The organism is Chryseobacterium taiwanense (genome assembly GCF_000813825.1).
Taxonomy (GTDB): domain Bacteria; phylum Bacteroidota; class Bacteroidia; order Flavobacteriales; family Weeksellaceae; genus Chryseobacterium; species Chryseobacterium taiwanense.
On record NZ_JWTA01000015.1, the window covers coordinates 176126 to 201521 of the forward strand.

Annotated in this window: 26 protein-coding genes; 7 read left to right on the forward strand and 19 right to left on the reverse strand. The window is 33.6% G+C overall.

What is annotated here, in order from left to right; all coding sequences use genetic code 11:
• The first annotated feature begins 20 nt into the window (after positions 1-20).
• Positions 21-233: a hypothetical protein gene (locus RM51_RS15475; protein WP_039371556.1), complete on the forward strand. Its 213-nt coding sequence runs from the start codon at positions 21-23 to the stop codon at positions 231-233.
• Between the two features lie 49 nt (positions 234-282).
• On the opposite strand, the gene RM51_RS15480 is transcribed toward RM51_RS15475, so the two are convergent.
• Both RM51_RS15480 and RM51_RS15485 read right to left on the reverse strand, forming a co-directional pair.
• On the reverse strand, positions 283-633 hold the full coding sequence (locus tag RM51_RS15480) for a hypothetical protein (protein ID WP_039371559.1): 351 nt from the start codon (positions 631-633) through the stop codon (positions 283-285).
• Between the two features lie 15 nt (positions 634-648).
• Positions 649-1353 carry a glycine-rich domain-containing protein gene (locus RM51_RS15485; protein ID WP_039371563.1) on the reverse strand — a complete coding sequence of 235 codons (705 nt, stop codon included), beginning with the start codon at positions 1351-1353 and terminating at the stop codon, positions 649-651.
• Between the two features lie 100 nt (positions 1354-1453).
• Here RM51_RS15485 and RM51_RS15490 point away from each other — a divergent pair, with 100 nt between their 5' ends.
• On the forward strand, positions 1454-2350 hold the full coding sequence (locus RM51_RS15490) for a hypothetical protein (protein ID WP_039371566.1): 897 nt from the start codon (positions 1454-1456) through the stop codon (positions 2348-2350).
• Between the two features lie 25 nt (positions 2351-2375).
• Here RM51_RS15490 and RM51_RS15495 read toward each other — a convergent pair whose 3' ends face one another.
• From RM51_RS15495 to RM51_RS15530, 8 genes are all read right to left on the reverse strand, one after another.
• On the reverse strand, positions 2376-3119 hold the full coding sequence (locus RM51_RS15495; RefSeq protein ID WP_084111168.1) for a LytR/AlgR family response regulator transcription factor: 744 nt from the start codon (positions 3117-3119) through the stop codon (positions 2376-2378).
• A 57-nt stretch (positions 3120-3176) separates the two neighbouring features.
• Entirely contained in the window at positions 3177-3452 is a 276-nt protein-coding gene (locus RM51_RS15500) for a 2TM domain-containing protein (RefSeq protein ID WP_039371569.1), read from the reverse strand.
• 33 nt (positions 3453-3485) lie between these two features.
• A complete protein-coding gene (locus RM51_RS15505) occupies positions 3486-3782 on the reverse strand; it encodes a 2TM domain-containing protein (RefSeq protein ID WP_039371572.1) in 297 nt (98 codons plus the stop codon).
• A 178-nt stretch (positions 3783-3960) separates the two neighbouring features.
• Positions 3961-4527, reverse strand: coding sequence for a methyltransferase family protein (locus tag RM51_RS15510; protein ID WP_039371575.1), 567 nt, complete (start codon positions 4525-4527; stop codon positions 3961-3963).
• 1 nt (position 4528) lies between these two features.
• Positions 4529-4825: a 2TM domain-containing protein gene (locus tag RM51_RS15515; protein ID WP_039372061.1), complete on the reverse strand. Its 297-nt coding sequence runs from the start codon at positions 4823-4825 to the stop codon at positions 4529-4531.
• 2 nt (positions 4826-4827) lie between these two features.
• Positions 4828-6153, reverse strand: coding sequence for a 2TM domain-containing protein (locus tag RM51_RS15520; protein WP_039371579.1), 1326 nt, complete (start codon positions 6151-6153; stop codon positions 4828-4830).
• A 70-nt stretch (positions 6154-6223) separates the two neighbouring features.
• Positions 6224-6874, reverse strand: coding sequence for a hypothetical protein (locus RM51_RS15525; RefSeq protein ID WP_039371582.1), 651 nt, complete (start codon positions 6872-6874; stop codon positions 6224-6226).
• A gap of 48 nt (positions 6875-6922) precedes the next feature.
• On the reverse strand, positions 6923-9166 hold the full coding sequence (locus RM51_RS15530) for a TonB-dependent receptor (protein ID WP_039371584.1): 2244 nt from the start codon (positions 9164-9166) through the stop codon (positions 6923-6925).
• Positions 9167-9321: 155 nt separating this feature from the next.
• Between RM51_RS15530 and RM51_RS15535 the strand changes: the two genes are divergently transcribed.
• On the forward strand, positions 9322-9825 hold the full coding sequence (locus tag RM51_RS15535; RefSeq protein WP_081999208.1) for a superoxide dismutase family protein: 504 nt from the start codon (positions 9322-9324) through the stop codon (positions 9823-9825).
• Positions 9826-9878: 53 nt separating this feature from the next.
• Here the strand turns inward: RM51_RS15535 and RM51_RS15540 are convergent, their stop codons facing one another.
• On the reverse strand, positions 9879-12008 hold the full coding sequence (locus tag RM51_RS15540) for a carboxy terminal-processing peptidase (RefSeq protein WP_039371588.1): 2130 nt from the start codon (positions 12006-12008) through the stop codon (positions 9879-9881).
• A 146-nt stretch (positions 12009-12154) separates the two neighbouring features.
• On the opposite strand from RM51_RS15540, the gene surE reads away from it, so the two are divergent.
• Positions 12155-12925: a 5'/3'-nucleotidase SurE gene (surE, locus tag RM51_RS15545; protein WP_039371591.1), complete on the forward strand. Its 771-nt coding sequence runs from the start codon at positions 12155-12157 to the stop codon at positions 12923-12925.
• 17 nt (positions 12926-12942) lie between these two features.
• Here the strand turns inward: surE and RM51_RS15550 are convergent, their stop codons facing one another.
• Genes RM51_RS15550 through RM51_RS15565 form a run of 4 tightly spaced genes read right to left on the reverse strand, consistent with a single transcriptional unit; the run spans position 12943 to position 15904 of the window.
• On the reverse strand, positions 12943-13482 hold the full coding sequence (locus tag RM51_RS15550) for a hypothetical protein (protein WP_131667083.1): 540 nt from the start codon (positions 13480-13482) through the stop codon (positions 12943-12945).
• A 15-nt stretch (positions 13483-13497) separates the two neighbouring features.
• Positions 13498-14901: a radical SAM protein gene (locus tag RM51_RS15555; RefSeq protein ID WP_039371597.1), complete on the reverse strand. Its 1404-nt coding sequence runs from the start codon at positions 14899-14901 to the stop codon at positions 13498-13500.
• Between the two features lie 9 nt (positions 14902-14910).
• Positions 14911-15147 (reverse strand): hypothetical protein, encoded by a 237-nt coding sequence (locus RM51_RS15560; RefSeq protein WP_185095014.1) that lies wholly within the window; start codon positions 15145-15147, stop codon positions 14911-14913.
• 10 nt (positions 15148-15157) lie between these two features.
• Complete coding sequence (locus tag RM51_RS15565; protein ID WP_039372065.1) at positions 15158-15904, reverse strand: prolipoprotein diacylglyceryl transferase; 747 nt, start codon at positions 15902-15904, stop codon at positions 15158-15160.
• Positions 15905-16312: 408 nt separating this feature from the next.
• Between RM51_RS15565 and RM51_RS15570 the strand changes: the two genes are divergently transcribed.
• Positions 16313-17350, forward strand: a complete 1038-nt coding sequence (locus RM51_RS15570; RefSeq protein ID WP_039371602.1) for a GMP reductase — start codon at positions 16313-16315, stop codon at positions 17348-17350.
• Positions 17351-17550: 200 nt separating this feature from the next.
• Here the strand turns inward: RM51_RS15570 and fabG are convergent, their stop codons facing one another.
• The 4 genes from fabG to RM51_RS15590 all read right to left on the reverse strand — a co-directional run bounded on the left by fabG (position 17551) and on the right by RM51_RS15590 (position 22135).
• Positions 17551-18294 (reverse strand): 3-oxoacyl-[acyl-carrier-protein] reductase, encoded by a 744-nt coding sequence (fabG, locus tag RM51_RS15575; RefSeq protein WP_039371605.1) that lies wholly within the window; start codon positions 18292-18294, stop codon positions 17551-17553.
• A 185-nt stretch (positions 18295-18479) separates the two neighbouring features.
• Entirely contained in the window at positions 18480-19979 is a 1500-nt protein-coding gene (locus tag RM51_RS15580) for a WG repeat-containing protein (protein ID WP_131667084.1), read from the reverse strand.
• A gap of 6 nt (positions 19980-19985) precedes the next feature.
• Positions 19986-20660 (reverse strand): 16S rRNA (cytidine(1402)-2'-O)-methyltransferase, encoded by a 675-nt coding sequence (gene rsmI, locus RM51_RS15585; RefSeq protein ID WP_039371612.1) that lies wholly within the window; start codon positions 20658-20660, stop codon positions 19986-19988.
• Positions 20661-20662: 2 nt separating this feature from the next.
• On the reverse strand, positions 20663-22135 hold the full coding sequence (locus RM51_RS15590; protein ID WP_039371615.1) for a hypothetical protein: 1473 nt from the start codon (positions 22133-22135) through the stop codon (positions 20663-20665).
• A gap of 61 nt (positions 22136-22196) precedes the next feature.
• On the opposite strand from RM51_RS15590, the gene RM51_RS15595 reads away from it, so the two are divergent.
• Together RM51_RS15595 and RM51_RS15600 are read left to right on the forward strand one after the other, a co-directional pair.
• Complete coding sequence (locus RM51_RS15595; protein ID WP_039371618.1) at positions 22197-22790, forward strand: thymidine kinase; 594 nt, start codon at positions 22197-22199, stop codon at positions 22788-22790.
• Between the two features lie 158 nt (positions 22791-22948).
• The gene (locus RM51_RS15600) at positions 22949-25396 is read left to right on the forward strand and encodes a bifunctional UDP-N-acetylmuramoyl-tripeptide:D-alanyl-D-alanine ligase/alanine racemase (RefSeq protein ID WP_039371622.1); all 2448 of its coding nucleotides are present in this window, start codon (positions 22949-22951) and stop codon (positions 25394-25396) included.

Below are 25396 nucleotides of genomic sequence, written 5' to 3' on the forward strand. Positions count from 1 at the left end.
ATAACAATAAAAATAGTCATATGAAAACTTCAATTTCAAAAAATCAATATGTAGCAGCTCATAGTGTTTTACTTTTTCTAGTATCGGTACTTATGGGCTATAATATTTATCAGGAAATCTGTCATCCGGAAAAGTCTGATCTTTTTCTATCTGCAGTTTTAGTTGCGATTACTGCTGCAATGGTAAGAAAATACGGACTTAAAACAGAAGAAAAAAAAGAAGAGAAATTTTAATTTTATAACATATTTGCTAATCCGGAACGTCATGTTTCGGATTTTTAAATTAATTCATCTTTTGATTTATATGGGATAATTTAATAAACAGTATTACAATAATTTCCATTACTAAAATCATGATCAGAAATCCGACTGGTTTTCCCAATAAAATTCCTTTAATCAGTTTTATAACTCCTAAAAGAAAAATGGAAATCATAAAGTACACTGTTGTTTTTGAAAAATTTTCTTTGAATACTTGTAAAGCGACAACTGAAAGATAGAATCCGAAGACCAGCATTAAATAGAATTTGAGAAAATCAGGCCCCCTCAAAGAAATTGGATTGAATGTATGATTGACTATAAGGAGCCATAGAAAACTGATAGCCATCGGAACTGTGTGAATGAGTATTTTTTTCATAGTGTCTCGTCTTAATTATCCTCCACTGCAACCGCCACAACCTCCGCCGCAGCCACTACTACAACTTCCTCCTCCATTTCCACAACCCGTTGTTCCACATCCACTTCCATCAGAACTTTTCATTTTCTTTCCCGGATCGTGAGCAATAGAAATTAAATAGATGATTAGAAAAAGAAATCCCGTAACTAATGTTTTGATAAAAACTTCTATAAAACTATCAGAAAAACAGATAATTATTAAAGAGATAATCGCCAAGAATAAAAATTTCAGTTTTCGGAATCTTCTTTTCTTTATTTCATCAGGTTTCCAGATTTCTTCGGGAGGCTTTTGCTGAAAAGTATCTTCATAGTTCTTCAACGTATCTTCAAACCAGTTTTCATGCTTTACTTTTTCTATAAAACCACCCGAAGAAGGATGATGATGAAGCTCTTGCTGTAGAATATTTGGACAGAATTCTTCCCAGTAATTTTGAGTGTACATGAGATGCATATGCCAAACTTTATCTACAATTGTACTCGGTGAAGCTCCTTTTGGCAAGATACAGCATAGATAAACGAATTTCTTATATTCTTCAATTGCTTTGTTCGTGAAATCTAATGTCCAATTTTCTTCTTTTGCCAGTTTTTTTGAGAAAGGGAAATCAGCTATCGGATCATCTATTGAGAATTTCTGGATCCTGTTCCAAAGAGAATCGGTTTGTAATACACTATTTGTTTCCATCGTTTTATCATTTATTTTCTACTCAAATATCTATGATTAGAAAAATATAAAAGTCTTGGAAAAATCTTTTTTGGTTTTAAAAAAATCTTAAATTAGTCTTATGAAAAAAGAAGATATTCTGCATCTAGAGAAATTAATGAATTTCTTAAGCCTGCATTTTTTAAAGAAAAATGAATGGGAAGACGTTTCAAAAACCGAATGGTCTTACATCGTTGCAGAGTTGAATGATTTAATTATTCATAAAAACTCCGAAAAGGAAATCAAAAAGGAACCAGATATATTGGGTGCCAATTACTTATATGAGCATTTGATTATCAATAAATTAAAAAAGTATTACCAGAATGAAAATGCAATTTTAAGCAAACCGAATCTGGCAAAATTAAGTCTGATTGTCAAAGCATTAGGATATTCAAATTACATTGATTTTATTAATTCAAATACGGAGGCATTTAATTTTAATGATCTCAGAATTGACATGAACAATGTAAAGCAGAATGCAGAAGTACTTGATAAATTAGTCGGCTGTTGGTATTCTTATAACAGAAATCTTCCGGAAAACCCTTTACAGGCAAAAGAAGACCGAATCTGGCGTTCTGCAGTGGAAATCTATAAATCTGAAACTTCGGGCGAATATTTTGTTGAAAGAAGCGGAGGAGATCACCACAAATATTTCGGGAAAGTAACCGCCTATTCAGATTATGTTTTCATCATCATGAACAGCAATACATTCATCCGTCAAAGACATTTTATTTCAAGAATAAAAGACATCAATGAAAAGCTGAAGAATCCAGAATATAAGCTCCATGAGTTGCATTTTATAAGTACATGTATTAGTTTTAATCAAGAGCCTATTGCTCTGTTTGAAATATTCCAAAAAGCAGACAGAAAAAACTTCATTCCCGATTCGATAAGCTTCCCTATTGACAGTAATGAGATTCCGAAATCCATTATAAAACAGCTTGAAGATACGGAAGCTAACCGAATAGATTACAAATAGTTATTTATTAAATATTTATTCTGCATCAGCTTACTAACCAGTCTTTGAAATCTTTTACACGGTCACGACTTACGGTAATCTCTTCCTGCGGCTGAAACTCCAGCTCTACTTTATAGTTTGGGGAAGTATGAATGTTTTTAATGTAATCGGAATTGATAATAAACTGTCGGTTTACCCGAAAGAATTTTTTCTCATCAAGAGTTTCTTCCAGCTCATCCAATGTAAAATCTGACGGAAAAGATCGCTCCTGAGTCTGCAGATAAACAATTTTATTTTCACTGAAAAAACAGCTTATTTCCTGGGTCTGTACAATTTTCAGGTTGTATCCAATCTTTACTAAAATCCTGGAAAGCGTTGTCTTTTCTTTTTTAATTAACTGCTTAATTTCTTGTGAATTGACAGAGCTATCTGAAGGAATAAATGATTTATATTTTTCAATCGCTCCTCCCAGATCTTCGTCTAAAATAGGCTTCAAAAGATAATCAATACTGTTTAGTTTGAAGGCTTTTAAGGTGTACTGATCAAAAGCTGTGGTATAGATAATAAAACCCTTAGTGGGAACTTTTTCAAAAATATCGAACGATAAACCGTCTCCTAAAACAATATCCGAAAATATAAGCTGCGGATGCTCGTTTTCTGAAAACCATTGAACCCCTTCTTCTACGGATTCTATTTTCCCAACCAATTCAATTTCAGGAAATTCATTAAGCATTCTTTCTAATTTCCTTGAAGCCGGTTTTTCGTCTTCGATAATCACTGTTTTGATCATTGTGTTCCTGATTACGTTTTAAAATTTTGAAATAAAAGTAGTTAAAAATACTGGTTTTTAAAACTTAATCGGTTCTTTTGATTTTCTCATTTCTTTTTCGATCACATTTTTTTCCCACTGAGAATCTAATAGGAATAATTTCACTGCCTTTACGGTTAAAATAATTCCCCAAATCATTAAAATAATTGATCCGTTCCACTCTGAAAAATGTAAGATTCCTTTTTCAAAAATATCGTCAAAGTAAATGATAAAGGCAACGATTCCGAACCATAGAAGGTTTTTATAGAATTTTTTAAGGTCGCTTACTCTTTGTTGTGCTTGATTGTAATCCATTGTATTAATTTTTAGTTGGTTATTATTTTTTAATTAAAGTGTTTTTGTTCTGCTTTTTTCTTCTTCCATCAGTTGTTTGATCTTTCTTTCTTCCCAATCTTTTCCGATTCCGAAAGTGTTTACAGCATGAGCTAAAAGTCCGATTCCCCAACCTAACATTGGCCAGTAAAACCATAAATGTTCAGGTGAAGTGATAATATTTAAAATAAACAGGAAAGGAATCACAAGACAGTAAGAACTAAGATTTCCGTAGAAACTTTTAAGATCTTTCACTCTTTTTGATGCTTTTTCGTAAGCCAATACTTCTTTTTGATAAGATAAATTTTCCATAATTATAATTTTTAAAAGGTTTAACTGTTTGTTTTTGTTGATACAAATGTAGTTCTGCCAAGAGCCTCAAATCAATTTTATCTTACCGAACCGTAGAAAATGGTTCCTGAATTGTAAAAATCCCGACTCAATGGAGAATCGGGATTTTACTTATAATCTGTTTATGATTTATTTTGCCTTAATAAATAAAGGGAATTAACCTTTTTGTTTCTTTTCTGTATTGAATATATTCGTCTCCAAACTGTTCAATCAAAGCCTGTTCTTCTACTTTAATCCTATAATTGAATGCTAAAAACGGAGGAATAAAAGCTACGGCAAATGAAATCCAGTTGTTCAGAAACAAACCTAATCCTACAAAAGTAAGCAGTGCGAATGTATAAGAAGGATGTCTCATGTATTTGTAAAAGCCTTCTTTCTTAATTTTATGATCTTCCCGGATACTCACATCTACCGTAAAATATTTACCTAAAGATCTGATAATAATCCATCTGAAAAGAATTCCGATCGCAATACAACTCTCACCGAGAAAAAAGATCCATTCTCCTTTACTGATGGGAAATCTCGACACGTCTGAAATGAATATGGCAAGAGATATCGACGGAATAATAACGATCCATAAAACATTTAATGTCGATTTATCTTTCTTCTTAGCGTTCTGAGCGGATGTAAATACTTTTTTGTAGTACAACTCACTTAGAAACCAAATTGCCATCGAAATATAAAATATGACCGTAAGCTCTTTCATGTTATTTTTCTTTATCCATGAGTTCTTTTATTTTTTTCTCTTCCCAGCGTTTTCCAAGCACAAAAGGCGGTAAAAAAACGCTTAATCCGTGTGCAGCGAGACCAATTCCCCAAAACACTGGCAACTGAAGCATATTCCAGCTCCATTGTTCTTTATCATCAGTATCAAAAAACTCAAGGGCAATGACAAAAAAATTCGTAAAACAATATACCATGAGGTGGATATAAAATCCTTTGATCTTTTTTACCCGTTTCTCCGCTTCTTTATAGCGGATATCGTTTTCATCTATATTAATCATCTTTATCGGTTTTTGTGTTGATCTTGTTTTTCTAATATTTCCCGTATTTTTTTCTCTTCCCAAGTTCTTCCAATTGAGAAAACACTTATTGCATGGGCTACAATCCCGATTCCCCATCCTAACATCGGCCAGTAAAACCATAAGTGTTTAGGAGAAGTTATAAGGTTAAGAATAGCAAGGAATGTAATTACAATGATGTATGAGAAAAAATTTCCGTAGAAACTTTTAATCTCTTTTACTCTCTTTTGAGCTTTTTCGTAGGCTTTGTCTTCAGATTCACTTTTTATACTGACTATACTAGGTTTACTAGACAACATCGGAAGTTTAACTTTAAAATAATCCTCCGATTTTTCAATAAAAACATTTCGTTTCGTCAGCAAAGAATATCGCTGAACAATATTGGCCAATCCTATCCCCGCGCTTTCTTTCATCTGTTCTCTTACCTGAAGATTGTTTTCAATACAAAGTGTATCGTTTTCTGAAAATACTTTGATCACCAAAGGTTTTGAAGAAGTGGCAAAATTGTGCTTGATACAGTTTTCCAAAAGTAACTGTAAGGAAAGCGGAACGACCAATTGTCTTAAGTCTTCATTTTTAATATCAAATTCAAAGTCTACGCTGTCCTCAAATCTTGTTTTTAAAAGGTCACAATAGGTTTTTGCAAATTCAATTTCGTCTTCTACGGTAACTAATTCTTTGTCTTTCTGCTCCAAAACATATCGGTAAATTTTTGACATTGAAGCGGTAAATTTCTGCGCCTGTTTCGGATTCTCATCAATTAAGGAGCTTAAAACATTCAGGGAATTGAATAAAAAATGGGGGTCTAACTGATTTTTAAGACTTTCAAACTGGGCATTTGCTGATTTGGCTATCAACTTTTGTTCTACGACTTCTTTTTTGGAGGTCTTTTTCAGCTCTTCCATAAAACCTCTTGCATGGAGGAATGCCGAAATTAAAAGCGCTACATTGATGGTAAACCAATTGATAAAATTATATTTCCCAGAAAAGTATTCTTCTACTGTAGCCGCCTTCTGTATAACCACAAAGTTTAAATAGTTACAGAAATACACCAAAATAATATTGGCAATCAGAATCGAAATAATACTGATAGCTGCTCGTTTTGTGGTGGCTTCAGACCAAGGAAACCTTTTATTAAGAAAATCGTTAATCAGCCCGTTTCCTACGCCCAAAACAAAGGAATAGATAAATGAAATAAGAATGGTGTGTACAAAGTTTTCAATATTTTTCTCATCTGTAAATACAAAGAAGAAGAACATTGAAGTAGCCAATGATACCCAAAATAACGTTATGATGTTTTTACGTCTCATATTCAGAATTTTCCTGATCAAAAATCAGGTTTATATAAAATTTGGTCTCCCTTTCTAGAAGACCAAGATATTATTTTTTATCTCCCATACTCAAAAAATATTCTGCTTCAGATTTTCCCCAGTTCGGATCTAAAGCCGTTTTTGGCTTATAGGCATTGTATTTTTCTAAAGCGACTTTAAAAAGCTCAAGCCCTTTTGCTTTACTTCCCCCATATTGTTCCGGAGTAAAATATACATCTTCTGCTTTTATTAAAGCTACTCTCGGGTTGGATGCATCTAAACTTTCAGCTTTTTTCAGCTCTCCTGCAGCCTGCATTCCGAATGTCATATATCTTTCCTGAGGATTCACCATCATTTTCAGAGAATAGATCATTTTTTGCAGCAAATGGATTTCAGAATTGTTTGTTTCTGTACTTCCTGCCATATCAATAAATTTTTGTGCCTGATCTGCCACCTCATCAAGATCATCCATTTTCCCTTCTCTCATCAGTACTCTCCCTTTTTGAATAGACGAAAATGCGGCGTAGTAATTCGGAAGCCATTTTCCTTTTTCTTTATCGCCAATTCTTTGAAAATCATTTGCCAATGTCTGAAATTCTTCTATAGTTTTGCAGGTTTCAAGTTTAGCGATTTTCTCGGTCATAATTTTATCATAACTAGCCTGAGCAAAAGTAATTAAGCTAACACAGCTTAAAGCAGCAGTTAAAATGTATTTTTTCATAGGTTCTAAATTTTTATAGATTATTTTTTATTTAAATGTACTTGTTTTTTATAGATTATTGTTAATAGCATCTTGTGTTCTGTCTACTCCAAAGCTAATGAATGCTCCCACAAAGACAAATGTATTCACAGGAGGAACAACTGCCGAACTTTGATTTCCGTTTCGGGAAAAGTTATATCCATAGATATTTTTTGAGCCCAACACGTTTGAAACACTCAGTACAAGAACTGTAAATGCTTTTGCATCTTTTTTACCTAGGTTCGGAAGATAGTTAAAGCTGAAATTTAGTGCGCTATAATCTTTTAATCGTCCTTCATTTCGAATAAAATTAACATCTTCCCCATTTACCGATTTTGTAGCAATGTCATAATAAGGTCTTCCTTTGGAATAGCTGTAGGAAAGATTCGTCCCAAATTTCAGTTCCGGGAAAAACCTCTTCGCTACGACTGAAACGGTATGTTCTGATGCAAAATTCGGTTTCAGACTCATCGGATAGTTCATAAAATCCCTTTTAGAATCCAGATAAGAATAGCTCACCCAATAGTCGATATTTTTGAATGTTTTCTTATCTCTCCAAAAAAGCTCCAGTCCTTTTGCAAAACCATATCCATTATTGTTTACAGCCGTCTGAACAGTTTGATATTGTCCGTTTATTTCTCCGATATTCTGTACTTTAACCAGTTCGTCATATTTTTTATAAAAAGCTTCCAGTCTTAAACTTCTTCCTTCAGATGCTCTCTGAATCTGGAAAATATAATGCTGCGACTGCTGAAAATCAAGATTTGAAGGTGAATTGATGTATTTACTTTCCGGATTTTGGTAAAATAGACCATAAGCAAGAGAAGTCGTCCAATCCTTTGCTAAACGGTAAGCAATTGCAAAGCGGGGAGCAACATTTGCTTTGCCTAAGAAAGAAGAATATTCTCCTCTAACTCCAATTTTTGCAGAAAGTTGATTACTGAATCCTAAATCTGTTTCTACAAAAGCTGCTGAGATCAAATCCTGATAGTTTTTTTGAATTTCCTGAAAATTCAGCTGTTCACTGGCATTATTCAGTTCAAAACCTCCTCTTAATGCACTTATTTTATTAATTTTTCTTTCTAAAACAGCTTTAAGGTTGATATAATTTCCGTCATTTAAAATCTGCGTTTTTTCTGATTCAAGGTTATTTGTTTCTGTTGAAAAATTAAGATCAGATCTGTTAAATGAATAAGACGTTCCAACGTTCAACAGATATTTTCCGAATTTTTGTTTGAAAGATAAATTGTGATAGGTATTTTTTCCTTTTAAACGAACCAGCGCAAAATCATATTCAGGTTCAAGACTTTCTGTTTTCACCCCCATTTTATTGGTATTGTACATTCCGTAATATTTGAAAAGTCCGCCGGATTTGGTTTTAATCCTGAAATTAGCATCTCCATTGAAACCTTGTGGTGCATCAATAAAATCGGTATTGAAATCAAAGACTTTCTGCATTAGGCTTAATAAAGAATATCCTGCACTTGCGCCATAAGAATACGTTTTTTTATCGTCTAGTTTTTGAAAACCTGCATTTAAAAAGATGGGTGAAATTCCGAAATCATAAGAACTCTGATCGGGAAGATCTACACTTTCCAGCATTAATGCTCCAGAAAGGGCCTGTCCGTATAACGCAGAATATCCTCCGCTGGAAAATACATTTCCTTTAAAAAGTGAAGTATTGAACTGATCTCTTCCAGCAATTCCCGGTACTGAGTTGGAAAAATAATTGTTGATTAAACTTCCGTCCATGAAAATTTTTGACTCCGTTCCTGTTCCTCCACGAATAAATAATCCTTCCGACTCTCCTACTTTCTGAACTCCCGGAAGGTAATTTAACGCTGAAGAAATCTGTCCGTCTGCTCCTGCAGTGGTATAAATATCAATAGGAGTTAAAAGCGCCGTTGCTCTTTTTTTATCACTTGCCTCAATAGATCCTGCAGAAACAACAACGGCATCTATTTCATTGATCTGTTCCTTTAAATCTGCATTCATCACTACATTCTGATCGCCAATCGTAATATTCTTATTGACTTCAATATATTTGGGATGAGTAAAACTCAACATATGATCTCCTTTTTCTGAAGTTTCAAAAGAGAAATTACCTTCCGCGTCGGTTGTGGCACCATCGTATGTATCCTTTAAAGTAACATTTACCTCTTTAATTCCTTTATTTTTAAAGCTTACTTTCCCTGATATTTTTACCTGGGAAAAATGTAGTATAAATGAAAGAAAAGCTGTCAGAATAAATATTTTTTTTACTTGAGTTTTCATGTTTTTTATTTTCGGTTCAAAAATAATATCAAAATTCTCTTCTTCTGTTTTTTTCTTACCGAGTTGTTAAATTTCGTTTCTGAATGGTAAAAAAGGACTGTAATCGTAGATTGCTTTGGTAAATCTTTTTTAATTTTATCACAAAATCATTTACAATGAAAATACAAACAATGTCATTATTGATAGGGAGTGCATTTTTGGCAGCGTCGTGCTGTACTACAAAAACGTTCACCGTAAACCCTAAAAGTGGAACACAGACGGAAGGGACTGCAAAGTTTACTCAGAAAAAAGATGAAGTGACGATGAAACTGGATGTAAAAAACCTTACTCCGGGAATACATGCGGTACACATTCATGAAAAAGGAGACTGCTCTGCAGCTGACGGAACTTCTACAGGAGGACATTGGAACCCTTCTAAGAACGATCACGGTAAGTGGGGAGCTGAACACTTCCACATGGGAGATATTGGAAATTTGACGGCTAATCAGGACGGAGTGGCTACGCTTACTTTCAAAACTGATAAATGGTGTCTAGGATGTACAGACGAATCTAAAAATATCATCGGGAAAGGTCTTATCATCCATGCTGCAGCTGATGATTTCCATACTCAGCCTACAGGAAATGCAGGAGGAAGAGTGGGATGTGTAGAGATTAAATAATATCAAACCACGATTACAAAAAAATAGCCGCTAAGAAATTAGCGGCTATTTTTTTATTGTTTCACATTCATGTCTGCGAGAATGTTCATCGCTTCTTGAAGGTAAGTATCTTTTCTAAGGTTCTTCACCCACATTTCAGATTTTTTCTTGAAGGCTTCATCTTTCTTCTCTCTTTCAACTTCTGCAGGGAACATTGAAAATTTAAGTCCGTTATCGAATTTCGTAAGCACTTTGAACTTCTCGATCTGAGCTTTTCTCTGCTTCATCAATTCATTAAATTTATTGATATTCAATGTAATTGTTTCTTCTTTATCCAATTGCTCTCTCCATTGTGCAGATTCAATCAATAACTGATAGTTTGAATTTTTTGCCATTCTTGCTGAACTTGCTTTTTCCAAAGCCTGAATATTGAAATAATTCAGTTTTTCGAATTTTGTAGCAGGAATTTTATCCCAAGCTAAAGCATAATCATCATATCTCTCTCCTATTTCTGCATAGGTAAAGAAGTCTTTCATCTGAATATCTGAAACCACTCCTTTTCTTTGGGTTGATTCTCCGGTAATTCTATAGAACTTCTGAATCGTCAGTTTTAAAGATCCGAAATCATCTTCTGTATTTAAGAATCTGTTCAAGTCTACAAAAGTCTGAACGGTTCCTTTTCCGAATGATTGTGGAGATCCGATTACCAAAGCTCTTCCGTTATCCTGCATTACACCCGCAAGGATTTCTGAAGCTGAAGCTGAAAGCTCATTTTGCATAATCACCAATGAACCTGTCCAAATCGGAGTTTCGTTCTTATTTTTAAGCGTCTGGATTTTTCCGTTTCCGTCTTTTACCTGAACATATGGACCTGCATTCATAAACAGTCCCATAATATCTCCAACTTCCGTTAACGATCCTCCACCGTTATTTCTTAAGTCTAAAACAATTCCTTCGATGTTTTGTTCTTTAAGTTTGATAATTTCGTTTTTGATATCGTCAGAAGCATTTCTTCCTTTCTCATTTTCAAAATCAGCGTTGAAGCTTGGCAGGTTAATGAAACCATATTTTTTACCGTTCGGAGCATTTACTACAATACTTCTTGCAAAAGTATCTTCTATAGCTACTTCTTCACGGATCATCGTAACATCTTTTATCGTTCCGTCTTTCTTCTGAACCGTTAAAGTAACCGGAGTTCCTTTTTCACCTCTGATCAGTCTTACGGCTTCATCAGAAAGCATTCCTACCACATTTACTGCATCTTCTTTCGGTTTTGATTTTACTTTAAGGATCTTATCTCCTTCTGAAAGCTGTTTTGATTTCCAAGCCGGAGCTCCAATCGTAAGAGCACCTAAATAAAGATTTCCTTTTTTCTCCTGAATAATTGCTCCGATTCCAATTACTTTTCCTGTAAAGTTAGTATCAAAATCTTCTTTATCTTTTGGAGAATAATAGTTGGTATGCGGATCAAAAACTTCTGTATAAGCATTCATGTATACAGAGAACCAATCCATTTTCTTTCTCTTCTTAAATCTCGTAAAGGTTTCTTTTACAAGATCTTTCACTTCATCTGTTGCCTGCTTGATTTTCATTTCTGGAGAAAGAGGCTTGTATTTGATGGTATCTTTTAAATTGTATTTCTGAACAGAATCTTTCTTTTCTTTCTGAGCTTCTTCTTTGCTGTTCATCGATTCAACTTCCTGAAGGATATTGTATTTGATGAATTTCTTCCATTCATTATACTGCTCCTGCTTATTAGCCGGTACTTTCTTTAATTTTGGCTCAAGAGTAAGCGTTTCGTCCTCTTCAAGATTGATAGGTTTACTGAAAATATCCTGAGTGATTTTATCGATCTCATCCACTCTTTGATACAATCTGTCCACCGTAAGTTTATAGAACGTCAAATCTCCTTGGTTCAGATAATCATCCAACTTCGTTTCATGTTTCCCAAACTCATCCATATCCGACTGCAGGAAATATCTTTTTGCCGGATCGATCATTTCGAAATAATGCTTGTATACATCTTTGGAATACGCATCATTAATAGGTTTTGGACTGTAATGTAAGTAAGATAGGGTGTTTTTTACACTCACCATTATCGTCTGCATTTTCTCATCATCATTTTTAGGCGAATTGAAGCAAAACATTAGACTTGTTAATGGAATTAGGAGTAAAAATTTATTCAGCTTAAAATTTTTCCACATAAACTGTCTGTTTTTATTAATTTTTTTAAAATAGTATAGTTAATTAGTAGTAACAATTAAATTTCTGTTACAAACTATCAAATTTAGCACCTTATTTATAAATATCGAATACTTTTAAGTATTTTTGTTAAAATTATATTTTTTTTATGGAAAGACCACTTATTCTGGTTACTAATGATGATGGAATTACAGCACCTGGTATCAGAAATCTTGTAAGCTTTATGAACGAAATCGGAGAAGTAGTTGTTGTAGCTCCCAATTCTCCTCAAAGTGGAAAAGGGCATGCCATTACCATTAATTCTACATTAAGCTACGAAGAAGTACAATTAGATGGGCCTCAAAGAGATTTTTCTTGTAGCGGAACTCCCGTAGACTGCGTGAAAATGGCTCTTGATAAAATCTTACCAAGAAGACCGGATATTGTTGTTTCAGGAATCAATCACGGAGCCAATTCTTCAATTAACGTAATTTATTCAGGAACAATGTCTGCAGCTGTTGAAGCCGGTGTAGAAAACCTTCCTGCAATAGGATTCTCTTTATTGGATTTCAGCTGGGAAGCTGATTTTACACAAGCTAAAGAATATATTCAAAGTATCGTTAAAAAGACGTTGGAAAACCCAATGCCAAGAGGAATTGTTTTAAATGTAAACATCCCGAAGCTTTTAAAAGAAGAAATAAAAGGCGTAAAAGTTTGCAAACAAGCTCATGCAAAATGGGAAGAAAGTTTCGATGAAAGAATCAATCCGCATGGTAAAAAATATTACTGGTTAACAGGTTATTTCAACAATATGGATGAATCTCCGGATGCTGATGAAACAGCTTTAGCCAACGGATATATTTCTATTGTTCCGGTAAAATTTGATTTAACCGCTTACGAGTATATGAATACTTTGAGTGAGGTAATGAATTTTGATTAAAATATAAAGGCGTAAAATTATTTACGCCTTATTTTTTCTGTTTTAGATTTTTTATTTGGAATTCTAATAGTCTGCCCAAACACGATTGCCATAGCATCTACAATAGAAAATCCTACATTTTTACATTCATCTAACTTTATATTTTCTTTTATTTCTTCATAATTTGAGTAATTGAAACTTGAAATTCTTGCAATTACTTCATCTTCTCTTACAATAAACAAGCCTTTATAATCTTTTAATTTTGAGTGCTCTATTCTTTCAAAGTAAAAATTCAAATCTTCAAAATTATAACGTTCTGTTTTGAAAAACTTTTTAATTATAATATTGTTTTTTGTGATTAAAATCTTTGTATGAATATTTATAAAAAATAGCCAAATAACTATCAAACCAATAATTATAAAAAAACTTTTAAGTATCAATAAAATACTGAATTCATTTTGCAGATCTTTGATATTATTAAACAGAATTGCAGAAAAAACAATTGACATCATAAAAGTTAAAGAATAAATAATCAAAAAGGATTCAATGTTGATTTTTGATCTTATTTCTTGTTTCATTTTCATCATTTTTTCTTAAAATAAAACCCTATCCTCTTTTCTCAATTCTTCCAAATATTTGCTTTTATCATCTCTGTAGAAAAGATTCATCGTTTCAAAAGGAATTAATTTTAAATCTTTATTTACGATGTGAACGCAAGATTTCTTTACTGCGCGAACATCAAAATCATGAGCATCCATAAAGTTCATAATAATAATCCTGAACAGATTATCATAATCCAAGTTCGGAGCGGAAACTTCAGGAAGACAACACAATAACTGATTTACTTTAGGTTGCACTTTATCTACGGAAATTCCAGTACTGAAGATATCTAAAAGCTGCATCTGCAGCCCGGTATCCTGTTCATAGACAATGGTATTTCGGGTTTCATTATTCAGCAGATCTGCAGGATTAATATATCGTGTTAAAGGAATCGTTTCTCCTTCCAGTTTTAAAATATATCCCATTGCCAAAGCATCCGGATTACACGGAACAGGAATAATATCATCTGAATTCAATAAAGGAAACTGGTTCAGAATTTCCTGTCTTACCTCCGTCAATGTGATTTTTTCGTGAGCAGAATCTTCTCTGTTTCTTCCTGCAATTTCAACAGGCTGAAAAGTAATTCCACGGACACATTTTTGTTTTAAAGCAAACTCAATGATCTTTCCGATTTCATCTATATTTTTATCTTTCTGAAGAACGATTACAAGCGTTGTAGAGAGATTTAAAGCATTTAATTTCTCCAAAGCCTTCATTCTCACATCTGTCAAATCTTTACCTCTAAAATCCTGTAATACTTCAGGTTTAAGAGAATCAAACTGAAGATAAATTTCAAATTCGGGAGCATACGTAGCCAATTTCTCTGCAAAACCCGGATCGTTAGCAATTCGAACTCCATTGGTGTTCAACATTAAATGTTTTATAGGTTTTGACTTGGCAATATCCATTATTTTGAAAAACTCAGGATGAATCGTAGGTTCGCCTCCACTGATCTGTACCACATCCGGTTCGCCTTCATTTTTTACAATGATATCAAACATCGCTTCAATCTCTTCCAGACTTCTGTGACTTCCATAGTGAGGCGAAGACATTGCATAACAGGTCGGACAGGTGAGATTGCATCGATCTGTCACTTCCACAATAGAAAGACAGCTGTGCTGCTCATGATCTACGCACAAACCGCAATCATAAGGACATCCGTATTCTACATCTGTTCCAAAATGTACAGGCATTTCAGAGGCTTTATTGTAGTTTCTGATGTTTTTATAGTACTGAACATCGGAAGCAATTTTGGTTTTGAAAAAACCGTGATCAGGACATCTTTTCGTCATGAAAACAGCTTCATCTTCAATGATAATCTTTGCACCTACTCTTTTCAGACATTCCGGACAAAGACTGATTGTATAATCGTAATACGTATAGTTTCTTACTGGCATAATATCGAATTAAAGTCCACCACCACAAATAGCACCACTCACCAAACCACAAAGAAGCAGACAGATAAGCATTGTCTGCCAAAATTGTTTTTTGGAAAACTTTCTGCTGTCCTTTGATTCATAAATTAACTTCACAAAAGTGGTGATCATAAATGAAACAGAAAGTGCTACAAGAATTATGATCCCAATAATCATGATGACCACTCCTTCCAAACTTCCTACTTCCAGTAATGTTAAAGTTTTCATATGGTGAATTTTAATGTGAAATTACGGTTTTTGTTTTTCTGATTTTAAAAATATAATAAATAATTACACCTACACATACCAACTGAATGGTTCCTAAATTTCCGATAAGTTCTAACCTCGGTTTAATAAAATCCAACAAAAACCTGAATGTGAAATAACTCAACATAAACACTTGAAAAACAAAACCCGAAGGATGTTTTTCTTTCCTCTGAATCTTTTTTAAAGCGATCCAAAGAACAATTAAAAAAGCAATTTCATACAATGCAACAGGATGTCTCAGATAAGAATCTCCAAGATGCATTCCGAAAATAGATTCTGTCGGTAATCCGTAGGTTTCTTCGTGAATTCCTGTCAGAAAACATCCGATTCTTCCGATAATCATAGCCAACATCAAAGGAAAAACAATCAAATCTCCCGTACTTTCTTTATGTCCGACAATTTTTTTAGCCAATTCTACTCCCATTAAACCAAAAGCAAGTCCCCCTACAATTGTATTATTGGTCCAGAATGTTTTCAAATCAAAATGTTCGAAGAGTTTGTAAGGATTTTCGAGGTTTCCTATCAGTTTTGAACCCAACAAAGCTCCTGCTGTTGCACCAATCAACACCGCTGCGGAAGTATTGAATGATACTTTTTCTTTTGATTTTCGCTTTGAATAGAAATAAAACCGCATTCCGATGAAAATACCCAGTGTTTCAAACACGGGATGCGCAAGAATCGTTTTACCGAAAATGTGAAAGGTAACAGGAAAATCCATGGTTTCAAAAATATTGTTTTTAATTAAAATTTTAATACTTTTTCTATTGTCAATTCTTCTTTTATTTCCCACAGATTTTCACAAATCTTCACAGATGATTCTGTAAATCTTGACACAAAAATGACTTAGGAAAATGTAGCATCAAGAAAATTAACTCTGTGAACATTAAAAAATTCTACTGTTTGAGCGTGAGACAAAATTTAAACCGAAGAACAAATACTGAATTCACGCGAGTTTTAGAATTTTTAGAGAACAGAATTAATTTTTTAGCGAAAGTTTCCAAGTCTTGAACTTTTGTTTTGTTTCAAGACAAAAGAAAATTAACTCATAAATTATTTATAAAATCTTTTTAAATCAAATTTCAAATCAATCTTTTTCCTAATTTTAAGTAAAATAATTTTCCAAATTATGAGAATAGAATATGATATAAAGCTGGGTTTTAAAGACGTAATGTTTCGTCCGAAACGTTCTACGTTAAAATCCCGTTCAGAAGTTGATTTAGAAAGAGAATTTACTTTCAGACATACCCAAAAGAAATGGAAAGGAACCCCCGTTATTGCAGCCAATATGGATACGGTGGGAACTTTTGAAATGGCCGTGGAACTGGCAAAAGATAAAATCATCACTGCCATTCATAAGCATTATACTCCTGAAGAATGGACTCATTTCCTGAATAACCAACCAGAAGAAATTTATCAATATATCGCACTAAGTACCGGAACCGGAAAAGCCGATGAAGAAAAAATAAAAATGATCCTCGAAAAGCACCCAAAAATCGAATTTCTCTGCATAGATGTAGCCAATGGTTATTCTGAGCATTTCGTTCAATTTGTGAAGAAAGCAAGGGCTAATTTTCCTGATAAGATCATTATGGCAGGAAATGTAGTAACCGGAGAAATGGTAGAAGAGCTTTTATTGGCCGGTGCAGATATTATAAAAGTAGGAATCGGACCCGGTTCTGTATGTACGACGCGTGTAAAAACGGGAGTCGGTTATCCTCAGCTTTCAGCCATTATAGAATGTGCAGACGCAGCACATGGTCTGAAAGGTCATATCATTGCAGATGGAGGCTGTAAAGTTCCCGGAGATGTAGCCAAAGCTTTTGGTGGCGGAGCAGATTTTGTCATGCTCGGAGGAATGTTTGCCGGACACGATGAAAGTGGCGGTGAAATCGTGGAAGAAAACGGTAAAAAATTCAGATTATTTTACGGAATGAGTTCTAAAACGGCCATGGATAAGCATTCAGGTGGTGTCGCAGAGTATCGCGCTTCTGAAGGAAAAACTGTAAAAGTGGCTTATAAAGGTCCGGTTTCTGAGACCGTAAAGGATATTTTGGGGGGAGTTCGCTCTACTTGTACTTATGTAGGTGCATCTACTTTAAAAGAACTGTCTAAAAGAACAACTTTCATCCGAGTTCAAGAGCAGGAAAACCAAGTTTTTAATTAATGCTTTCGAAAAGTAGAGTTATTAATTACTGCCTACTTCTAACTAACTGATAATAAAAGAAAAAGATTCTCATGATATTAGTTTTTTTGGCTTTAGTTTAGGACAAAGGTACCTTTATGATATACACAAAAAAATACCTCAAATGAGGTATTTTTTTGTAAAAAAGGACAAAATACTTGTCTTTTTATGCTTTTTATGTATTAAGTAAGCAATCCACCGTCAACATTCAATGTTTGTCCTGTAATGTAAGAAGACATTTCGCTTCCTAAGAAAACACAAGCATTTGCAATATCTTCCGGCTTTCCTAATTTCTTCATAGGAATTGCTTCGTTCCATTTCTGAGTTGCTTTTTCATCCAGAGCTGCAGTCATTTCAGTAGCGATAAATCCTGGAGCAATAGCATTACAACGAATGTTTCTTGATCCTAATTCTAATGCAACTGATTTTGTAAATCCTATCACTCCTGCTTTAGAAGCTGCATAATTTGCCTGTCCTGCATTCCCACTGATTCCTACTACAGAAGTCATATTAATGATAGATCCTGATCTTGCCTTCATCATTGGTTTGATCACCGCTTTTGTAAGGTTGAAAACAGAGTCCAAGTTTACTTTGATAATAGTATCCCAATCGTCCTTAGACATTCTTAATAATAGGTTGTCTCTGGTAATACCTGCATTGTTGATCAGAATATCAATTTGTCCGAACTCAGCTATTACTTCGTCTATTAATGTTTGAGCCGCATCAAAATCCGATGCATCAGACTGATACCCTTTAATTTGAGTTACAGAACTTAAAGTTTCTTCTAATTCTTTCGCTTTGTCTACAGAACCGGCGTAAGTGAATGCAACTTTTGCCCCTTGTTGAGCAAATTTTTCAGCGATTCCTCTTCCGATTCCTCTTGTAGCTCCCGTAATTAGCGCTACTTTTCCTTCTAATAGTTTCATATTTATTGACAATTATTTCTTTTTTTTAACTTATCAGTCTATTTTTTGAAAGCAGACTAATAGGTAATTATTTTACAGAGATAAAATTTAAATGTCCGCAAAGATATTATAATTTGTTATTCAATACATTTTATCCTGTCAAATTATAGAAATTTTAAGTCTTTTTATGATTATATATCGTTTTATTACAACTTATTATCACTTCCGGAGTCTGTAAAATACAGATACTCTGTCCCTTTGTCTTTTGTAAGTTTTATTCCGTCCTTGTCTACTGCAAATTTATCATATACCACTTCTTTCAATGGTTCATTCTGATAATTAGTAACTCCAAATTTCTTTTCTCTCTGAACAACAACTTCATTATCAGGAAGAAAAGCATTAACATCATCATAAATGAATGGAACAATTTCTTTTCCGTTTTCATCAATAATTCCGTAGAAATTATCTTTGTTTTTGCAAACTACTGCCGGAAACATATTTTGAGGATAATAAAAAATGCCGTTTTCTTTTAAAGCAGCAATATTTTTCAGTTCTTCATATTTTTTATCTGTCGCCGAAAATTTGTAAAACACTCCTTCTTTTCTTAATATCAGACTGTTAGGAAAGATCTTTTCAATCTGATATCCAGGTTCTAAAACATCTTTCAAATCTTTATCCAGAAGCCTTTGTTCATTTCCTTTTATCAGATAAATGAAGTTATTTCCAGCAATTTTTATGCCTTCAATATTATCATATTCTTTTGGAACTACAACTTCTCCGTCGATGCGTATAACCGCCATTTTAGGATTTTTAAGGCTTTTTTGAGTACTGAATAAGTCGTTAAATAATGATTTTACATAGTCGAAATCTGTAGAATAGATCTTCTTAGCCTCTTTTGAAAAGATATTTATTTTTTCGTTTTTAATAAAGTAAATATATCGTGTTCCTAAAAATACTTCATCATAGATTTCATCCGCAAGACGATTTTCCTGCGTATCTATAACTCCGTATTTGTTGGTAGAAGGGTTTTTCGTTATCAAAAAGGGATATCCTCCGATATTATCTACATTACTGTTGGATATAGTGTTCAGGGTAACACCGTCGTTATCTATTATTTCTCCCTGTTTTTCTCCGGTGGGGATATAAACCTTGTTTTTATAAAAATGAAGGTTTTCTTTAAATTCTCTGTTGCTTTTTAATTTCCCTTCAGCATCATAAATCAGCCAGATATTATCTTTTTTTACGAAAAATCTATTTTCTCCAGCAAATTTTATTTTATCTGAATAAGGAATGATCTCTTTTCCATCGTAATTATATATCCCCTCTTTCCCGTCTTTGGATGTAATAAGTCTTTGGTTAATGCTCCAGGAAGGACTTATTTTTTGGGCATCAAATGGGATCAATAGTTTTCCTTTCTGATCAATCAATGCCATTTTTCCTTTCGGGTCCCCATCTTTTATCTTAACAATGAATCGGTCTTTGTAAAGATGTGATATTTCATTTTTAGCCGGCGCAGTATAGGTAATCACTCCTGTAGAGTCTACAATACCATATTCTGATGATTCCGCATCGATCGTGATGCCATATCCATTTGAGTAAAATTTTACTTCTTTGCCAAGCTTTTTTGACAAAAGTATCTGGGTGTATTGATCGGTTTGTTGTGCTGTACAAACCGATGATAACAATACAAAAACTAGTGTTTTCAATTAAAATTAAATAGCATTGTTTACAATAAGAACAATTTCTCCTTTTAAAGTTTTTGTTTTGGAGAACTCAATTAATTCATTGATTGTTCCTCTTTTAGTTTCTTCGAATTTCTTCGAAATTTCACGACTTAAACTCACTTTGGTTTCCTCTCCGAAAAACTCTTTAATTTGTTCCAAAGTAGTATTTATCTTATGTGGACTTTCGTATAAAACGATCGTCTTCTTTTCTTCTGCAAGCTGTTTAAGCTTTGTCTGTCTTCCTTTTTTTTGTGGTAAAAAACCCGCAAATAAAAACTCATTATTGGGTAATCCGGAAACTACCAAAGCCGGTACAAAAGCTGTCGCTCCCGGAAGGCAAATCATTTCAATATTATGATCAGAACCTGCTTTAGCCAATAAATAACCCGGATCTGAAATTCCGGGAGTTCCTGCATCCGTAATAATAGCGATATTTTGTCCGTTTTTAAGGTCTGTAATCACTTTTTCAGTCGCCTGATGCTCATTATGCAAATGATACGATTTTAAAGGCTTAGAAATTTCAAAATGTTTTAATAAAATTCCTGAAGTTCTCGTGTCTTCACATAAAATATAATCAACTTCTTTCAGTATGTTGACTGCCCTGAAAGTCATATCTTCTAAATTTCCGACCGGTGTCGGAACAAAATAAAGAATCCCGCTCAAAATTATAAAAATTTATTTTCTACCAATATCCATAGTCTCTGAGCATATTCATCCACTTTATCCCATTTTCTATCATAGTATAAGTCGCTCAGATATTCTTTTGCCTCTTCCAGATTTCTAAAGCTGTTCAGGTCTGCTACGACCTCATTCAGTTCAGACTGACTTCCTCCGAATAGCATTTTTGAAAAAGCCAACCTGTCATTTAAATCCAGTTTAAATTCAGGCTTTGTTTTTTCCTTTTCTTTCTCCATATATTCTGTCGAAATGTTCGTTTTCAACAGACTTCCTGTATCCTCTTTTTTTATTTCTACAGGCTTTTCCTGATGGGAAGCTTCTGTTTCTAGGTGATCATCATCAAAAAGGGTTTGTACAGCCTTCAATCCTCGAATGTTGGATAATCTTATCTTTTTATCCTGATGATATTTTTCAAGATTTTCAAAACTTTCGTCAGATGCCAGTTTTTCTTTCTCTGCTGAAGGAATCGGGGTTTCAAAATCTACAATTTTTCCTCTTCTCGTTTCTTCTTCAACAAGTACTTCTTCTTGCACTTCGAATGTTGAATCATTATGTTTTATCTCGGTCAGAATATCTTCAACATTGGAAGTTTCCATGATCATTTCCCCCTGCTCTACAGCAACATTGGAAATCAAAAACTGATCTTCATCCTCTTCTGTCAAAATAGCTTCTTCTTCAAAGATTTCTATATCAAACATGCTAGGAATCGTTTCTGTAACCTCTGAAGATTCAGGAGTTATTACAAATTTTTCTTCATTCAAAACTTCTTTTTCCTCTTCATTATTATTTTCAACTTCATCAATTTCATTCAACTGATTATTAAAAATCGCTTCTTCCTCTGTAACTTCCTGATGGAACATTTCTTCTGAAATATCTTCAGCATCATCCGGTTTTGCATCAGCAAGAATTCTTTCTTCATCTACAAAATCCAATGCACTCTCATGATATTCCGAAAGACTGTTTTCTTCTATTTCTTCTAACTGCTCATTATAAACAATTTCTTCGGCTGTTTTTTGATCGTATCCGGAATTAGAAGATTCATTATCAACATATTTAGGTTCAAGGTTTTCACCGATAAAGCTTACTATATTTTCGTGATAGTCATTTTCAGTGATCTCATTAAGCTGATTATTAAAAATAGCCTCTTCTTCATCTGTACTTCCTGTAAAAATTTCTTCTTTTTCTTCAATTTCATTCAATTCGTTATTGAAAATAGCTTCTTCTTCAATAATTTCATTGTTGGTAAGCTCACTATTTTCTGAAACAGAAGACGAATTTTCCGTAATGAAATACTCAATATTTTTTTCAAGCAACCTCAAAAATGAAATTCTGTTAGCAAGCTCATCCACAAGATCCTGCTTAGAAAGCAACTCATCTACGTTATTTATTTTTTCCAAAATATCAATGATATTCTTGGATTCAAAAAAAATCTTTTCCTTTAAATCTTGGATGTTTTGCATATTAAGAATCTTATTAAAATTGCTTACTTTTGATCTTAAAAATATACGGCTAATTTAACAAATGTTTTTAGAAAATACAATTAATCACTCCAAACAAAGCGGTTGGATGGAAGTTATTTGTGGCTCAATGTTTTCCGGAAAAACCGAAGAGTTGATTCGAAGGCTTAGAAGAGCAGAAATGGCGGGGCAAAATGTGGAAATTTTTAAACCAAAACTGGATACTCGTTATTCTGAAGAAGACGTAATTTCTCACAATCAGAATAAAATACGAAGCACACCTGTAGATAATCCTAACGAAATTCTTTTGCTGGCTTCCAATTGTGATGTGATTGGAATAGATGAAGCACAGTTTTTTGATCAGGGTATTGTAGATGTAGCCAATCAGTTGGCCAATAGCGGAATAAGAGTCGTTATTGCCGGATTGGATATGGATTTTTTGGGACGACCTTTCGGGCCTATGCCTAATTTGATGGCAACGGCAGAATACGTAACAAAAGTGCATGCTATTTGCAAGAGAACAGGTAATCTGGCCAATTATTCCATGAGAATTTCTCAAGGCGATAATCTTGTGGAATTAGGCGAAACAGAAAGTTATGAAGCAGTAAGCCGTCGTGTTTTTATTGATGAAGTACTTTTGAAAAAGAAAAATAATTAAATTAGACATTAGATTAGATTTTAGATCTGGTTAAAATATATTTTGTCAAATATCATCATGTAAAGTCATTTACAATCCTTATTGTAAACAAAAATCTTTGCGTATGTATAATTGACGAACAAAAAACAACACACAAAATAGTAGCAGAAAGGGCACCAATGAACTATACAGTAAATCAAATTGCAGAGATCACCAGTTCTAACGTAATTGGTGATGGAAATTTAGTTATCAAAAACATAGCTTTTGATAGCAGGATTATCTATTCCACAAAAAACACCGCATTTATTGCCATCAATACGCATAAAAATTCCGGTGAAAAGTTCATTGAATCTGCTATTGACAGAGGTATCAATGTCATTATTTCTGAACATCAATATCCTCAGTTCGAAAATATAACCTGGATTCTTGTTGAAAATTCTGTGAGTTTTCTTCAGAAACTGGCGAAATTTCATTTTGAAAATGCTCATTTAAAATCTATAGGAATTACAGGAAGTAATGGAAAAACGATTTTAAAAGAATGGTTATACCAATGCCTCTGGAACGAATTTCCAACAGTTAAAAGTCCGAAAAGTTTCAATTCTCAGATCGGTCTTCCTCTTTCTCTGCTTCAAATCAATACTTCTCATGAACTGGGAATTTTTGAAGTTGGAATTTCCAAACCGAATGAAATGGATAAGCTGGAAAATATTTTCCATCCGCAGATCGGTTTACTGACTCATATAGGAACCGCTCACCTCGCCAATTTCAAATCGGAGGAGGAATTAATCAATGAAAAAATCAAGCTTTTCATACACTCTGAAGTTATCATTTACAATGGAGACAATTCATTGGTTGATAAAAAAGTAAAGGAATTATATTCAAGTAAAAAATTAATCTCTTACGGTTTCAAAGAAAATAATCATATCTCTTTTAAAAACAATATTTCAAAAGACGAAAATGTTGTTGTGCAATATTTTGATGAAGAAATCTCATTTCCCGTTCATCAGAGAGACGAAGCGACGTTAACCAATGCTTTGGCGCTTGTAACTGTCTTAAAGGAGTTAGGAGTCGAAAATAAAAAGATCGTCGAAAAAATCAACGCTCTGAAGGCCGTCGAAATGAGGCTTGAAGCCATCGAAGGAATTAAAAGCAATATTATCATTAATGATTCTTTTAATCTTGATTTGGATTCTTTGAAAACAGCTCTTCAATTCTTAAACGAATACAACAAGCAAAAGAGATCTTTGGTACTTACTGATATTGTAGGGGTCAATTCAAATTCAAAAGAACTGTACGAAGAAGTTTCCGAGTTGGTGAATGAACAAAATTTTGATTCTGTCTTCTTAATCGGGAATGAAATATCAAAATTTAGTGAATTATTCAAAGCTAAAACGTTTACTTTCATCAATACTCAAGAATTAATTGAAAGCAAACATCTTACAGAAATTGAAAATCAGATCATCTTACTCAAAGGGGCTAGAAAATTTGAAATCGAAAAGCTTAAAGATATTCTTGAACTCAGAAAACATGATACGGTTTTAGAGATCAATTTGAATGCAATTTTGCATAACATTAATTACCATAAATCTTTACTAAAACCAACCACAAAAATGATGGCAATGGTAAAGGCAAATTCTTACGGTTTGGGTAGCTATGAAATCTCAGAATTCTTGCAGCACCATCACATCGATTATTTAGGAGTTGCATTTGTAGATGAAGGGGTAGAACTCCGAAAAAAAGGAATCACCGTTCCCATCGTTGTAATGAATCCGGAACAGCATAGCTATGAAACAGTCATAGAATACAATTTAGAACCAGAAATCTATAGTTTCAGGGTGTTGGAGTTATTTTATGAAGCTGTTCAGAAATCCGGTTATGATAAAAAATATCCAATCCATATCAAACTGGAAACAGGAATGCATCGTCTTGGTTTTAAAGACAATGAACTGGATCATTTAAGTGAAACTTTACATCATAAAAATTTAAAAGTTCAAAGTATTTTCAGCCATCTTTCGTCTTCTGATATACCTGAAGAGAAGGAATTCACTTTACATCAACTGGAAAACTTTGAAAAAAATTCAGGGTATTTAATTGAAAAATTGGGCTACACTCCTATCCGACATATCTTAAATTCATCAGGAATAACAAGTTACACCAGTCATCAATACGATATGGTGAGAATTGGAATAGGAATGTTAGGAGAATCACCAAATAGTGAAATACAAAAACAACTAAGATCGGTTGTCAGTTTTAAAACTGTAATTTCTCAAATATCCATAGTAGAAAGTGGTGAATCAGTCGGTTATAGCAGACGATTTAAAACCGATCACAAAACAAAAATAGCCACCATTCCTGTAGGATATGCAGATGGAATTCCAAGGTTAATCGGTAACCAAGTGGGAAATGTTGGAATAAATAAAACATTAGCTCCTATTGTAGGAAGTATTTGCATGGATATGATGATGATCAATATAGATCACATTCCCAATGTAAAGGAAGGCGATACCGTTACAGTTTTCAACTCTTATCCTAGTCTTAAAGAATTTGCGTCGTACTGCAAAACGATAACTTATGAAGTATTAACCTCTATTTCACCCCGAGTGAAGCGGATCTATATAAAAGATTAA